This is a genomic window from Silvibacterium sp. (assembly GCF_047605705.1).
GTDB lineage: Bacteria > Acidobacteriota > Terriglobia > Terriglobales > Acidobacteriaceae > Silvibacterium.
In genome coordinates this window covers 1-13,994 of record NZ_JASGFD010000080.1, presented here as the reverse complement: position 1 = coordinate 13,994, position 13,994 = coordinate 1, and the positions used below count along the sequence as shown (strand labels likewise).

Genomic DNA, 13,994 nt, shown 5'->3' with positions numbered 1-13,994 from the left:
CGCCACCGGCGTAAGGCACATGCGCGAGGCCAGAGCGAGCGCCAGCAGGAAGAGTCCCAGCGCGGCAAAGGCCATCGGCAGGCGCGCAGCCCAGTCGGTGACGCCGAAGAGGCGGAAGCTGGCGGCGATGAGCCACGTGGGCAACGGGGCGACGGCGAAGGAGCGCACGCCGTCCAGGTGCGGCGTAATCCAGTCGCCGGTGACGGACATCTCTCTCGCGGCCTCGGCCTGCAGCGAGTCGGGCCCATCGAGCAACGGCGGCTTCAACAGCGAGAATGAAGCGTAGAGCAGAATCCAGAGGCCGAGCAGGGGAAAGACAAAGCGCTTGGCCGTTCGCAGACTGTTCATCGAGACCTATCCTCTCGGGGACGTGCTCTGCGCAGCGAGCGGCGCATAATTCCCGGCATGCCTGAGTGGGATGTTTTCCCCTTCCGGCGGCATGGCCCGATTATAGAGAAGCATGTGCCGGGCCGGTCGCTGCTCGTGCTGCGATGCCTGCGGAAGCGCCAGGCATGTCTCGCGGCTACAGGCTGTGACCGCCCTCACGCCTCCGGGCCGCGACTTGCGAGAAAATAAAGGAGTGCAAGCCTCGAACATGGTGACTCTTCCTTCCATTCCGGCGACGACGCTGATCTATAACGACTGGTATCCCGCGATGCGCAGCGGCCTGCTGCGGGGCAAGAAGATGCAGAAAGCCATGCTCATGGGCATTCCCATGGTGCTTGGACGGCGCGAGGACGGAAAGCTCTTCGCCATGCGCGACGCCTGCCCGCACCGCGGCATCCCGCTCTCCGACGGCTGGTTCGACGGCAAGAACGTCACCTGCAAGTACCACGGCTGGGCCTTCGAGCCCTGCTCTGGCCAGTGCACAGCGATCCCGTCGCTCACCTCAAAGGACACGCTCGACCCGAACAAGATCTACGCCGGGGCCTTTCCCTGCGAGGAGCGCGACGGCTATGCGTGGGTTTACGTGCCCGAGCCGGGATCGGGCCGTCTGCGTGCCGGGGCGGAGATCGTGCCGGTACCGGAGCTGCCCAAGTTCGGCGAGCGCTTCCGCAGCGCCTGGCTCACCGCCGACCTTCCCTGCAACGTGGACCACGGCATCATCGGCCTGATGGACCCGGCGCACGGACCCTTCGTGCACCAGAGCTGGTGGTGGCGCCGCGCGGCGTCCATCCATGAAAAGGAAAAGCACTTCGAGCCCATCCCGCAGGGCTTCCGTATGGCGGCGCACGCGCCCTCGGGCAACAGCGCGCCCTACAAGCTGCTGGGTGTTTACGGCGAGCCCATCACAACGACTATCGACTTTGTGTTGCCCAACCGCCGCTATGAGACGATCCGCTGCGGGCCGAAGTGGTTCTCGAGCCTCACCACCGTGACGCCGACAACCGCCAACGCCTGCCGCATCGATGTCTATGCGGCGTGGAACGTCTTCTACAGCGTTCCCCTGGTGCTGCCCATCGCGAAGTTCTTCGGCAAGCGCTTCGTCGAGCAGGATCGGATCACCATGGTGCAGCAGGCCGAGGGCCTGCGCTGGGATCCATCGCTGATGCTGATCGACGACGCCGACCGCCCCGCGAAGTGGTATTTCGCGCTCAAACAGGCAAGGCTCGACGGCCAGCCCGAGCGCCATCCCATGAGCGGCCCAGTCACGCTGCGCTGGCGCAGCTAGGGACTGGCCGTCCAGGCCTTTCGCCTTCGGCACGCGCTCCCGCTGGTCGCGGTGACTGGCCGTCACGGGCTTTGGATCTTCGGTGCGGCGCTCCCATCGGTCGCGAGCCTGTAGTTTTCTTCGGACGGGAAAATTCGACGGTGGCCCACTCAAGCCGCGTTGTTACGGCTTGAGTGGGGTAGAAACAGCGTACGTTCCGCTAGCGAAACAGCAGACTCTCCACTGCGCGAGACGAAAAGCTGTCTCGCTTCGGTCGGAATGACAATCGTGGAGAAACTTAAGCCTTGATCCGAGCGAAGGCTCTCTGGAACGCGCCCGGCACGTCTTCGAGTACCGGAGCGCCGTGGCCCGGCAGCACGCCGTCGAGCTCGAGTGAGGCCAGCTTGCGCATGGAGGCGAGCGTCGTCGGCCGGTGCCAGGTTGCGAAGTTGCCGAAGGGAAAATACCAGGGACAATCGTAGGTCGCGCGCAGCTTCGGCACGGCGACGACCGCGTCGCCGGCGAAGAGCATGCCCGTCGGCCGGTGCAGGTAGGACATGTGTCCGGGTGTGTGTCCCGGCGTTGCGATCACCTCGAGCGAGCCGTAGAAGTCGCCTTCGTCGAGCAGCGTCACCGGGCTGGTAGCCACACGCGGATACATGCCCTTGATCTTCGTCTGCGGCTCGTCCGGGTCGAGTGCAAAGCTGCGCCGTCCCATGATGCGCGATTCGCGCCGCCCGATGGCGACATCCGCGCCCTGCAGGCTCTGCGCCAGCTTGTCGAGTCCGCCGACGTGGTCGCCATGCGCGTGCGTCAGCAGGATCCGCCGGACCGGCTTGCCCAGCGACTGCGCCGCCGCAAGAATCTCCGGAACCACCCCGGAGAACAGCGTGTCCACAACCGTGATGCCGTCTTCTTCGGCAACCAGATAGCAGTTCATCAAAGGACCCAGGCGCGAGATGCGCACAATGCCGGGAACAATCGGGTGCATGCAGGGACTCCGCTCAGCAGCGCGTTCAGGATGTCCGCGGAAAGGCACGAGCCCCGCGGGAAGTACAGAGAAAGTGTCTCATTTCAGGCCATCCCTCACGAATCCCCGAGCCGTTCCGATCATGTTCTTGGAGAAGCGATGCAGGCCCCATTAGATCGAACGGAGCTTTTCCAGGAGGGTGCCCCCATGAGCCTTTCCATCACGCCGCTGTATTCCATTGCATCTGCTGCGGATCTCCCGCTGCCCAGCGCTCCCGCCAGCTCAGGGGATGCTTCCGGGAGTGCGTCCGCGGATGCAGGCAGTCGCGGCGCCTCGACCTCTACTCCCGCAAGCACTGCCTCGACAACTGCAGCCGCCGCGCAGTCGAGCAGCAGCGTCAACGAGCCACCCAGGCCTCCGCTCTCGCAGCAGATTCAGGACCTGTATAACCAGGGCGTGAGCATCAACGAAATCGCAGTCCAGCTCTACACGACCGTTTCCATTGTCAACAGCGACCTCGACATCGCCACCACGACCGCGCTGCTCAGCGGCAGCGTGCAGCTTACGGCATAAACGCGAAAGAGCCTGCATTGGCAGGCTCTCTTGCGTTTATGCCGGATTTTTAAGCGCGTCTTACGCGTGTACCAGGTGAGGCAGATCCTCCTCGATCACCAGCTCGCCTACGGAGATGCGCATCAGGCGGCCCAGCTCAAAGAAGCGGCGGCACCACGCCGTCGGATCGATGCTGCACGACTGCCCCATACGCCGGTAAATGTCATACCAGATGTTCTGCGCCTTCCATAGATTCAGCTCGAAAGGCAGCTCCGAAATCGTGCGCGCGACCAGCAATGCGTTTTCGAGATCGGCAGTCCCTTCCGCGCCTTCATCCACGTCATCCTGCAGCTCCACCATCGCCTCCTTCATCTTTTCGTCGGCAATGTAGCCCAGCAGCTGCTTGTTCAGCTCGACACCGTCCGCACGCGCGAGTCCGAGATACGAGCGCAGCTCAATGGCATCGATCGGCTTGTTTTCGAGTGCCCGGCGGATGCCCGCGTTAATGGCGAAGTTCGCCGCCGCGCTCAGCGCCGCGGGCCGCGGCAGCTTGCTCTGGCTGAGGAAGTGCAGCAGTGCCGACTGATCGCGGTAGATGTTGATGAGGCTGTCTTCCACCTCGGACATCGTGGTCTTCAGGATCATGTCCACAATGCGCAGCTGCTCGTCGCGGAAGAGGGACTGGATCGAATAGGAGGGGCCGGGGAAGAAGCGGTCAAAGAGACGCACGACGGAGGGGAAGTCCGCGCGGATGACCGCCGTGCGCACCTCCTGCACGAAGTCGGCATAGGCTGGTGCTTCGGCCTCGTTCCACTGCTTCACGGCGGCGGTGATGTTCTGATCGCCGAAGTGCATCACGGCGAAGCAGACCGTGGTCTGCTCGTTGGTCAGGTTGGAGCTGATCTGCGCCTGGCCCATCACGGTGCGTCCACGTCCCGAGCTGACGACCTCGTAGCTCTTGCGCTGGATGGTGTAGGAGAAGAGATCTGTCTGATCGCCGTAGGCCTTGAAGATGGAGCTGATGGCGTAGTGCGCTGCCACCTGCTCGAGGCCCACGCACATGCCCTTCACCGACTCTTCATAGATCGCCGCGCCATCCTTGCGCTCCGGCACGTTGCTCTTTGCCTCGCCCAGGCGGCTCAGGAACTCGGGTTCGAGCGCTGCTCCCGGCTCGCCGAAGAGTTTCGCGGCCAGCTGCAGCACACGGCCTGCGTAGGCGATGATCTGCACCGTCTCGATGCCGGAAATCTCGTCGAAGAACCAGCCGCAGCTGGTGTACATGAGCATGGCGTGCCGCTCAAGCTCCATCAGCTCCAGCGCCTCGCGCAGTTGCTCCGCGCTCAGGCCGGGCGTGGCATAGAGCGCGAGAAAGGCATCGCGCTTCTCGCGGTCGAGCACCACCTGGATGTAGGCGTTGCGCGCGCGATCGAGATCGGGGAAGAGCGCCTTGGCCTTTGCCGCAACCAGTGGCGCGATCGCATCGCGCAGCCAGTCGAGAGACTCGCGCAGAGGCCGCCGCCAGAGCTGGTTCCAGCCTGCATGGCCGCTGTTGCAGCCGCAGTTCGAGCGCCAGCGCTCGACGCCGTGCGCGCAGCTCCATGAGGTGTTCTCGACGATCTCGGCCTCATACTGCGGAGGAAACTTCTCGAGATACTCGCCGTAGTTGGTCAGCTTGGCATGCTCGCCGGTGGTGATCCAGCGATCCGCAAAGGCCAGCGCCATCTCGCCGTAGCGATGATGATGTCCGTAGGTTTCGCCGTCCGTGGCCACGTGCACCAGCTGTGGCCGCGAGGGATCGTTGAAGCCGCTCAGCAGGCGTCGCGCGAAATTCTCGCCGTCGTTCAGCAGCCCTTCGAAAGCGATGGCCTGCGAGCGAGGTCCGTCATAGAAGAAGATCGCAATGCTGCGGCCTTCCTTCAGGTTCACGCGATACGGCTGCGTCGTGTCGACCGAGGCATCGGGTGTTTCGTGCCATGGAGCTTCTGTCGCATCCTTTGCCGCAACTGCAGGCAGCGGACGCACCCGCGCGCACTGGCGAGGCGCAAGCACCACGAAGCGGATGCCCTCGGCGGCCAGGATATCCAGGGTCTCGGAGTCGACTGCCGTCTCGGAGAGCCACATGCCCTCGGGCATGCGCGCGAAGCGCGACTGGAAGTCGGCGATGCCCCAGCGGATCTGCGTGATCTTGTCGCGCCGCGAGGCCAGCGGCATGATGATGTGGTTGTAGACCTGCGCCATCGCCGAGCCATGGCCGGAGAAACGCCGGCGGCTGTAGAGATCGGCGTCGAGAATCATGCGGTACACACGCGGTGCGCTGTCCTTGAGCCAGGAGAGCAGCGTGGGCCCGAAGTTGAAGCTCATCCATCCGTAGTTGTTCAGGATGCGGACGATGCGGTTCTCATGATTCACAATGCGCGCCGCCCCGTTCGGGGCATAGCACTCGGCGGTAATGCGCTCATTCCAGTCGTGATACGGAGCGGCGGAATCCTGAGTCTCGACGGTCTCGAGCCAGGGGTTTTCGCGGGGCGGCTGGTAAAAATGGCCGTGGATGCAGAGATAGCGCTCGGGTGCGGACATAGTCGGGGAGATTCCTCAGGGACATTATCGCCAGTTTGTACGGCTCAGCTATAGGGTCTTGGGAGTAGAGAGCCTTGCGGAATCAACAAAGATTCACATTGGAAGCGCTTGCTATTCGAGAATGCAAGCGATTACAGTGTGCGCCGCATCAGAAATCCCACCGGAGTTTCCTCCATGTCCGTGCGCTTCTCCCTCGCCTTTACCGTCGCCTCCGCGCTCTTGGCCGGCGTCGCCCTCCCGCCATCCGGCGCAGCCCAGACTTCGACTTCCGCACACTCGGTGTCCGCAGTTGCGCCGCTCTCGCCGAATTACAACTGGCCGAAGACCTACACCAACCCGCTCTCGCTCGAGACCACCAGCGGTCCTGCCGTCAGCTGTCCCGATCCAGCCATCATCCGCGAGCAGCGCAAGGATGACGCGAAGGGGCAGGATAGCTGGTACCTCTACTGCACCGGCGATCCGCTCAACTCGTCGGATGTGAATGCGCAGGGAGGTCTCAACGCCCACCTCATCACGCAGTACCAGTCCTACGACCTCATTCACTGGACCTACATCGGCGACGCCTTCCCGCAGACGCCTGCCTGGGTCGGCACCGCGACGAACCAGTTCTGGGCGCCCGCGGTGAAGTACTTCAACGGCAGATACTACATGTACTACGTGGCGCCGAACACGGTGGCCGGTGGCAGCGCCATCGGTGTGGCAACGAGCGCCAGCCCCGGCGGTCCCTGGACGGACAGTGGTGCGCCGGTCGTTGCGCCCGAGGCGAACCCGTATAACGGTGTGCCCGGCCGCGCGGTCATCGATCCGGATGAGATTGAGGACGACAGCGGGCAGCGCTGGATCAACTACGGCAGCTTTAACGGCGGCATCAGCGTCCGCAAGCTCTCTGCAAACGGCCTCACCTCCGATGCGAGCTCTGAGCAGCAGATTGCGGTGGACAACTACTACGAGGGCGGCAACTACTTCAAACACGATGGCTGGTACTACTTCTTCGTCTCGTCCTCTACGTGCTGCGATGGCCCTCTGAGCGGCTACAGTGTGCGCGTGGGCCGTGCGAAGTCGCCCGCGGGTCCGTTTCTCGACAAGGACGGCATTTCGCTGAATACCTTCGCGCCCGGCGGTACTTTCTCGATTGCGGCGAATGGCAATCGCTGGGTCGGCCCCGGCGGCAATGTGATCTTCACCGATGATTCTGGTCAGGACTACATGCTCTATCACGCCGTCGATCAGGCCTCGCCTTACTTCGATGGTTTTGCGGGTGCGACGCGCAGGCCCGCACTGATCGATCCGATCGTATGGGTGGATGGCTGGCCCGAGGTGCGCGGTGGACGCTGGGCCTCGGCTGAGAAACAGCCTGCGCCCGCAGCGCAGCCGTGGCAGTACAATGCCTATCAGCCCACTGTCGAGGAAGGCTTCGCTCAGCCGGGCGAGGAGATCAAGTCGCTCTCCGATGAGTTCAGCACGAGCACACTCTCTTCGCAGTGGCACTTCATCCACGCCGGCGCGAATAACAGCTATGTGCTTACCGGCAGCGCGTACGAAGTGCAGACGCTCGGGCCCGATGAAAACAGCGATGCTGCAGGCGTCTCGATCCTCGGCGAGCCTGTGCCTGCAAGCGGCGACTGGATGGTCGAGACCAGGGTGAAGACCAGCGTCCCATTTGATAACAGCTGTTGTTACAATTTCGCGCAGGGCGCGCTGTTCATCTATCTCAACGACCAGAACAGCATCAAGCTCGACGTCTTTCCCGACTACGATACACGGCAGACCGAGTTCGGCAAACAGGTCGGGCCGGTGCCTGCGAACTATCCCATCTATGACCATCAGAACGTGGGCACGGTGGGCGAGTGGACATGGCTGCGCATCGTGCGTCGCGGCAACGGCGACCAGGGCGAGCGCTACACGGCGTATTCCTCGAACGACGGCATCCACTGGACGAAGGGCGGCACGTGGGACCACCAGCTCGGCTCCAGCGCGCAGATCGGCATCGCCGCTGACAACCTTGCGGGCTACACGGTCGACTTCGACTATGTGCGGGTGTACCGGTTGAAGAAGTAAGCGAGTCAGCGCGTCAGAGAAGGCGGTTAGTCACAGGAACGATCAGCGGCCAGTAGGAAGTGCTCTATCTGCTGGCCGTCTTTGTGACTGACTGCCAACCGCTTTTTACTGGCTCGCTGACTCACTCCCTTATTCCGGCGGCGGCGATGCCGACCCGGCAAGTTCACATGCCCGCCACATGTACCAGCTCGCCACCGAACGCCAGGGACGCCAGCGCTCCGCGCGGCGCAGCATCTCCGCGGGCTTCGCCAGCATGGACGCATCGAAGGGCTTGCGTTTCGGCAGGCGCCTGAAGGTAAGCGCGAACCCCTTGCGCACACCGTAGTCGGTAACAGGAAAGATATCCGGCCGCCCGAGGCGGAAGATCAGCAGCATCTCGACCGTCCATGGTCCGATGCCTCGTACCGAGGTGAGCCGTTCGAGGATCTCTTCATCGGAAAGCCTGCGGATCTGCGTCAGCGTGGGCACTGTGCCATTGAGGGTTTTCGTCGCCAGGTCACGGATTGCAAGCAGCTTCGCCGCAGAGAGCCCGCATCCGCGCAGTGCTTCGTCCGGTGCAACCAGCACCTGCTCCGGCGTGGGGTGATACTCGCCGAAGTAGGTGATAAGCCGCTTCAGGATGGCAGCCGCGGCTTTGCCGTGTAACTGCTGGTAGACGATCGCTTCCACCAGTGCTTCGAAGGGCGAATGCTGGCTCTTAAGCTTCACCGTGAAAGGGCCGACGCGCGCGATCAGCTCGCCGAGTTTCGGATCGGCCTCCGCCAGTTCGCGGCAGGCCTGGGCAACGTCATAACGTGGTGCGCGGCGTCCGTCGTTCATAGGAATCAGGGTATCGCGCGTGCGTTTTCCCCCGATACCACTTGGTAAAGACGTACGGAGAAAATCTCGCATCCCACTCGACAAAGCACGTCGAAAGGCAGGCTCGCCAGAGTCCGCGCGACTGGAAGCTTGTGCGTCCAATTCGCTATTTGCGACCGGATGAGTCGCATTTCGTATGTGGAACACCTGAAAACTTTTTTCATTTTCTTGGCCTCGCGCCCTTGCGGATTTACCGAATTTGCCTGCATAGTGTTGCTTCATTTTTGAGCGGTGCGTTACAGGCTGCGAACGAAGTACGCAGCTGGGGTGCCGAAGAACGCTCTGTATGCGGATGTCGCTACAGGCGTGGCAAGGCTTCTGGTACTCGAGACTTTCATAGGAGTTCGAGGAAGCAGGGAAGCAATTCATGGCGCAGATCTTCGACCGCAGCTCAAACGCGCTGGCACGCATGAGTCTGGTTCTCACGGGTTTCATCATCATCGCCCTCGGGGTCACGCTCGACCAGTTGCAGCGTTCCCCATGGGTGACGCGGCAGGGCCAGCGTGCCGATCAACCTGTGCCGTTCAGCCACAAGCATCATGTACAGGGCCTTGGTCTGCAGTGCCAGTACTGCCACGTCTCGGTGGAGAAATCGAGTTACGCAGGCATTCCTCCCACGCGCACCTGCATGAACTGCCATGCGCAGATCTGGACCAACGCCGATCTGCTGGAGCCGGTGCGGCAGAGCTGGGCCACAGGCCAGTCGATCCCGTGGACCAAGGTGCATGACCTGCCCGACTACGTGTACTTCAACCACGAGATCCACGTGAACAAGGGCATGGGCTGTTCCAGCTGTCATGGCCGCGTCGACGAGATGCCGATCATGTACCAGCAGAACACGCTGCAAATGGAGTGGTGCCTCAACTGCCATCGCAATCCCGGGAAGAACATCCGGCCCACAAGCGAGATCTACAACATGGCGTGGACCGGCGCATCGGAGCTGAAGCCCGTATGGTGCGCGGCTGCCGATGCAAAGGGCGGCACGCCGACTGCGCAGTCCGTCACCTGCACGACAAGCGAGCCGACGACCGGCGGAGGCAATCCCCAGCTGGCATCGTTGAAGCTCTCGCCTGCGCTCTTCGCGCAGAATCCCATGTCGATGCAGGCTGCTTCACAAAGCAGCGATGCGCCCGCAACCATGCTGCCCGCTGCGAGCCTGCATTACACAAAGTTCACCAGCCAGGAGGCTCTCGGCAGCTTCCTCGTCGAGCACTACAACATCCGCTCTCCACGCGAACTCTCGAGCTGCGAGGTATGCCACAGATGAACGAACGCGTGACGGAGAAAAACATTGTGGAAGGCGGCGCGAAGAAGCTGACTTTGTCCGAGGTGCGGCAGAGGCTTGCCGGGCAGAAGGGCAAGCGTTACTGGCGCTCGATCGACGAGCTCGCGGGCACTCCGGAGTTTGAAGCGGCCGTTGCCGAGGAGTTCCCGCAGCATAGCTCGGAGTGGATCGATCCGGTCTCGAGGCGCGGCTTCCTCAAGCTGATGGGCGCATCGATGGCGCTCGCCGGCCTTGCCGGTTGCACCAAGCAGCCAGACGAGCCGATCTATCCCTACGTGAAGGCGCCTGAGGATCTGATCCTCGGCAGGCCTGTGTACTTCGCGACGGCCTTCCCCTTTCCTACGGGTGCCGTTCCGCTTTTAGTCAAGAGCGATGCTTATCGCCCGGTGAAGATCGACGGCAACCCGGAGCATCCCTACAGCAGGGGCGGCTCCGATCCTCTGACGCAGGGTACGCTGCTCGATCTCTACGATCCGGACCGCTCGCAGAAGGTCTTTTACCGTGACGAAACGCGCGAATGGGCCTCATTCCTGGCAGCCTTCCGAGCAACTGCAGCTGAGAAAAAAGCCGCAGGCGGAGCGGGACTTTACTTCCTCACCAGCACCATCACTTCGCCCACGCTGGCTGCGCAGTGGAAGAAGGCGCAGGCCGCGTATCCGCAAGCGAAGCTGGTGCAGTATGACCCGGTGAATCGCGATTCGGCGTATGCCGCGTCGAAGGCCGCTTTCGGCGATTACGCCGACGCGCAGTACAAGCTCGATGCGGCGGATGTGATTCTCTCGCTCGACGCGGATTTTCTCTCCGGCGCCACGCATCCCGGCTTCCATCGCCTCTCGAAGGATTGGGCGAATCGCCGCAAGCTCGAAAAGTCTGACGATGGCATGAATCGTCTCTATGTGGTCGAAAGCGTGACGACGACCACCGGCCTCAAGGCCGATCATCGCCAGGCGCTGCGCGCGAGCGATATCGCGGCCTTCGCAGCGACACTGGCCGCCGCTCTCGGTGCAGGCTCCGCGCCCTCGGGATACACGTGGTCCGATGACGCGCAGAAATTCCTTAACTTCGTAAGCAAAGATCTGAAGGCAAACGCCGGCAAGTGTGTTGTCATCCCCGGTGAGCAGCAGCCGGCGAGCGTACACCTCGCGGCGATTGCCATCAATGACGCGCTCGGCAATGTCGGCAAGACGGTCATCTACACCGAAACGGTGAATCCGCTGCCCGCCATCCAGGGCGATGACCTGAAGGCGCTGGTCGCCGACATGAATGCGGGCAAGGTTGACTGGCTGGTGATCCTCAACGCCAACCCGGTCTACTCCGCTCCCGCCGATCTCGCGTTCGAAGATGCGCTCGGCAAGGTAAAGACCAGCGTGCATCTCGGCCTGCATCGTGACGAAACGGGCCTCGTGACCGACTGGCATATCAACGGCACGCACTATCTCGAGGCGTGGTCCGATGCGCGTGCTTACGACGGCACGGCTTCGATTGTGCAGCCACTCATCGACCCGCTCTACGGTGGCCACTCCGCGCACGAAGTGATCCAGTCGCTGCTCGACGATCCTGACACCTCGGCCTACGAGGCGGTACGCGCCAACTGGTCTGCGCAGGCCGCGGGCAAGCCCGGCGACGCGGATTTCGGATGGCGCAAGCTGCTGCACGATGGCTTCATCGCGAACACGGCATACGCACCGAAAAGCGGCAGCGGCAAGGCCTCAATCCCGGCCCCGGCTGCGCAGGCTTCGGCGGACACGCTCGAGGTGGTCTTCCGTCCCGACTATGGCGTCTACGATGGCCGTTTCGCCAATGTGGGCTGGCTGCAGGAGATTCCGCGGCCGGTGACGAATCTCTCCTGGGATAACGCCGCACTGGTGAGCTATGCGACGCTCGAGAAGATCGGCGCGGCCGAGCATGATGTGCTCGAGATCACCGTGGGTTCGTACAAGGTGCTGGCGCCCGTGCTTGCCGTTCCCGGCCACGCCGACGGTCAGATCACGCTGCACCTCGGACAGGGCCGCAAGGTGGGCCGCGTTGCAGGCGGCATCGGCTTCAGCGCGTATCAGGTTCGTACGTCGGATGCGCCGCTCATCACGCCTGTCTCCAAGGTTCGTAAAACCGGCGACGAGTGGGGGCTTGCCGTCACCAAGAGCCACTACATCGACCAGCGTTCGGTCGCGGTCGGTGGCGACGGTAGCGGGACTCATTCCATCGAAGGCAATGAGGCGCTCGATCGCGGCATCATCCGCTACGCCACGCTCGAGGAGTACAAGGCGCATCCCGGCTTCGCGCACGAGGGCGAAGGCCACGAGACGCCCGAGCCCACGACCAGCATGTTCCCGGCCTATCGCTACGACAAGAATGCCTGGGGCATGTCGATCGACATGAACTCCTGCGTGGGCTGCAATGCCTGCGTGGTGAGCTGCTACGCCGAGAACAACAACGCGGTCGTTGGCAAGCACCAGGTCACGATGGGACGCATCATGCAGTGGATCCGCATCGATACATATTTCGAAGGCGATCTCTCCGCGCCGCGCGCACACCTGCAGCCGATGACCTGCCATCACTGCGAGAACGCGCCCTGCGAACAGGTTTGCCCGGTCGGTGCAACGGTGCACACGCCCGAAGGCCTCAACACGATGGTCTACAACCGCTGCGTGGGCACGCGCTACTGCTCGAACAACTGCCCCTACAAGGTGCGCCGCTTCAACTTCCTGCTCTTCTCCGATTACGAGACTGAGAGCCTCAAGCTGGGGCGCAATCCGGATGTGACGGTGCGCAGCCGCGGCGTGATGGAGAAATGCAGCTACTGCGTGCAGCGCATCAATGCGGCCAAGATCGATGCCGACAAGGAGAATCGCGATATCCGCGACGGGGAAGTGGTGACAGCCTGCCAGCAGGCCTGCCCCACGGACGCCATTGTCTTCGGGAACATCAACGACGGCACCAGCCGCGTAACGAAGCTCAAGAAGAACCTGCGCACCTACGGCGTGCTCGCCGATATCAACACGCGGCCTCGCACCACCTACGTGGCCGAGGTACTCAACATCAACCCAGAGCTGGCCGCGGCGCGCGGCGAGTTCACCGGCGAATCGAGCGAAGGGTAAAGGGCTATGGCGACCAAAGAGCCGATTCCTAATCCGATAAACGACCCGATGCTCGACCCGATCACCGGCGAATTCGTCACGGTGGCCCCCGGGCACACGTTTAAGTCGGTCACCGAGAAGATCTCGAACATCGTGCTCACGCCGCACACGCCTCTCGGCTGGATCGCGGGCTTCGTGCTGGCCGGCGGCGTGGTGGGCATTCTGCTTACCGCCGTCACCTACCTGTTCTTTACCGGCGTCGGCATCTGGGCCATCACGGTTCCCATCGCCTGGGGCTTCGCCATCATCAACTTTGTCTGGTGGATCGGCATTGGCCACGCGGGCACACTGATCTCGGCGATTCTGCTGCTCTTCAAGCAGGGATGGCGCAACTCCATCAACCGTTTTGCGGAAGCGATGACCATCTTCGCCGTGGTCTGCGCCGGCATGTTCCCGCTGATTCACGTCGGCCGCCCGTGGCTGGGCTACTGGCTCTTCCCCTATCCCAACACGATGAATGTGTGGCCGCAGTTCCGCTCACCGCTGTTGTGGGACGTTTTCGCAGTCTCGACCTACGCGACCATCTCCGTCGTCTTCTGGTACATCGGCATGGTGCCGGATCTCGGCACGCTGCGTGATCGCTCGAAGTCGAAGTTCGGCCAGTATGTGTACGGCCTTGTCGCCCTCGGTTGGCGCGGATCGGTCCGCCACTGGGTGCGCTATGAGACGGCCTCGCTGCTGCTCGCGGGCCTTGCAACGCCGCTGGTGCTCTCGGTACATACGGTCATCAGCTTCGACTTCGCCGTGGCGCTGCTGCCGGGCTGGCACACGACCATCTTCCCGCCCTACTTCGTCGCGGGTGCCGTGTACTCGGGCTTCGCCATGGTCATCACGCTGGCCGTGCCCATCCGCAAGTTCTATCACCTGGAAGACCTGATCACGCTGCGCCACATGGACAACATGGCG

General features: G+C 62.7%; 10 protein-coding genes. 6 read left to right on the top strand and 4 right to left on the bottom strand.

Annotated features, from left to right (window positions below):
- A partial coding sequence (locus QM649_RS19080) for an ArnT family glycosyltransferase (protein WP_415200669.1) occupies positions 1–348 on the bottom strand: 348 nt, incomplete at its 3' end.
- Positions 349–595: 247 nt separating this feature from the next.
- Here QM649_RS19080 and QM649_RS19075 point away from each other — a divergent pair.
- Positions 596–1,672 carry a Rieske 2Fe-2S domain-containing protein gene (locus QM649_RS19075; protein WP_415200668.1) on the top strand — a complete coding sequence of 359 codons (1,077 nt, stop codon included), beginning with the start codon at positions 596–598 and terminating at the stop codon, positions 1,670–1,672.
- A gap of 277 nt (positions 1,673–1,949) precedes the next feature.
- Here the strand turns inward: QM649_RS19075 and QM649_RS19070 are convergent, their stop codons facing one another.
- Positions 1,950–2,642, bottom strand: coding sequence for an MBL fold metallo-hydrolase (locus QM649_RS19070; protein ID WP_415200667.1), 693 nt, complete (start codon positions 2,640–2,642; stop codon positions 1,950–1,952).
- Between the two features lie 186 nt (positions 2,643–2,828).
- Between QM649_RS19070 and QM649_RS19065 the strand changes: the two genes are divergently transcribed.
- On the top strand, positions 2,829–3,194 hold the full coding sequence (locus tag QM649_RS19065; protein ID WP_415200666.1) for a hypothetical protein: 366 nt from the start codon (positions 2,829–2,831) through the stop codon (positions 3,192–3,194).
- Between the two features lie 60 nt (positions 3,195–3,254).
- Here QM649_RS19065 and QM649_RS19060 read toward each other — a convergent pair whose 3' ends face one another.
- Positions 3,255–5,750 carry a DUF3536 domain-containing protein gene (locus QM649_RS19060; protein ID WP_415200665.1) on the bottom strand — a complete coding sequence of 832 codons (2,496 nt, stop codon included), beginning with the start codon at positions 5,748–5,750 and terminating at the stop codon, positions 3,255–3,257.
- A 174-nt stretch (positions 5,751–5,924) separates the two neighbouring features.
- Here QM649_RS19060 and QM649_RS19055 point away from each other — a divergent pair, with 174 nt between their 5' ends.
- Positions 5,925–7,808 carry a family 43 glycosylhydrolase gene (locus tag QM649_RS19055; protein WP_415200664.1) on the top strand — a complete coding sequence of 628 codons (1,884 nt, stop codon included), beginning with the start codon at positions 5,925–5,927 and terminating at the stop codon, positions 7,806–7,808.
- Between the two features lie 129 nt (positions 7,809–7,937).
- Here QM649_RS19055 and QM649_RS19050 read toward each other — a convergent pair whose 3' ends face one another.
- Complete coding sequence (locus QM649_RS19050; protein ID WP_415200663.1) at positions 7,938–8,627, bottom strand: DNA-3-methyladenine glycosylase family protein; 690 nt, start codon at positions 8,625–8,627, stop codon at positions 7,938–7,940.
- A 406-nt stretch (positions 8,628–9,033) separates the two neighbouring features.
- Between QM649_RS19050 and QM649_RS19045 the strand changes: the two genes are divergently transcribed.
- The 3 genes from QM649_RS19045 to nrfD form a co-directional block, all read left to right on the top strand.
- The gene (locus tag QM649_RS19045; RefSeq protein ID WP_415200662.1) at positions 9,034–9,933 is read left to right on the top strand and encodes a cytochrome c3 family protein; all 900 of its coding nucleotides are present in this window, start codon (positions 9,034–9,036) and stop codon (positions 9,931–9,933) included.
- Complete coding sequence (locus QM649_RS19040; RefSeq protein WP_415200661.1) at positions 9,930–13,049, top strand: TAT-variant-translocated molybdopterin oxidoreductase; 3,120 nt, start codon at positions 9,930–9,932, stop codon at positions 13,047–13,049. Before QM649_RS19045 ends, QM649_RS19040 begins: the two co-directional genes overlap by 4 nt.
- A gap of 6 nt (positions 13,050–13,055) precedes the next feature.
- A partial coding sequence (gene nrfD, locus QM649_RS19035; protein ID WP_415200660.1) for an NrfD/PsrC family molybdoenzyme membrane anchor subunit occupies positions 13,056–13,994 on the top strand: 939 nt, incomplete at its 3' end.

Bases quoted from the DNA above. Each gene is read 5' to 3' on its own strand.
- QM649_RS19075 (WP_415200668.1), top strand. From the start codon at position 596: ATGGTGACTCTTCCTTCCATTCCGGCGACGACGCTGATCTATAACGAC.
- QM649_RS19070 (WP_415200667.1), bottom strand. From the start codon at position 2,642: ATGCACCCGATTGTTCCCGGCATTGTGCGCATCTCGCGCCTGGGTCCT.
- QM649_RS19065 (WP_415200666.1), top strand. From the start codon at position 2,829: ATGAGCCTTTCCATCACGCCGCTGTATTCCATTGCATCTGCTGCGGAT.
- QM649_RS19060 (WP_415200665.1), bottom strand. From the start codon at position 5,750: ATGTCCGCACCCGAGCGCTATCTCTGCATCCACGGCCATTTTTACCAG.
- QM649_RS19055 (WP_415200664.1), top strand. From the start codon at position 5,925: ATGTCCGTGCGCTTCTCCCTCGCCTTTACCGTCGCCTCCGCGCTCTTG.
- QM649_RS19050 (WP_415200663.1), bottom strand. From the start codon at position 8,627: ATGAACGACGGACGCCGCGCACCACGTTATGACGTTGCCCAGGCCTGC.
- QM649_RS19045 (WP_415200662.1), top strand. From the start codon at position 9,034: ATGGCGCAGATCTTCGACCGCAGCTCAAACGCGCTGGCACGCATGAGT.
- QM649_RS19040 (WP_415200661.1), top strand. From the start codon at position 9,930: ATGAACGAACGCGTGACGGAGAAAAACATTGTGGAAGGCGGCGCGAAG.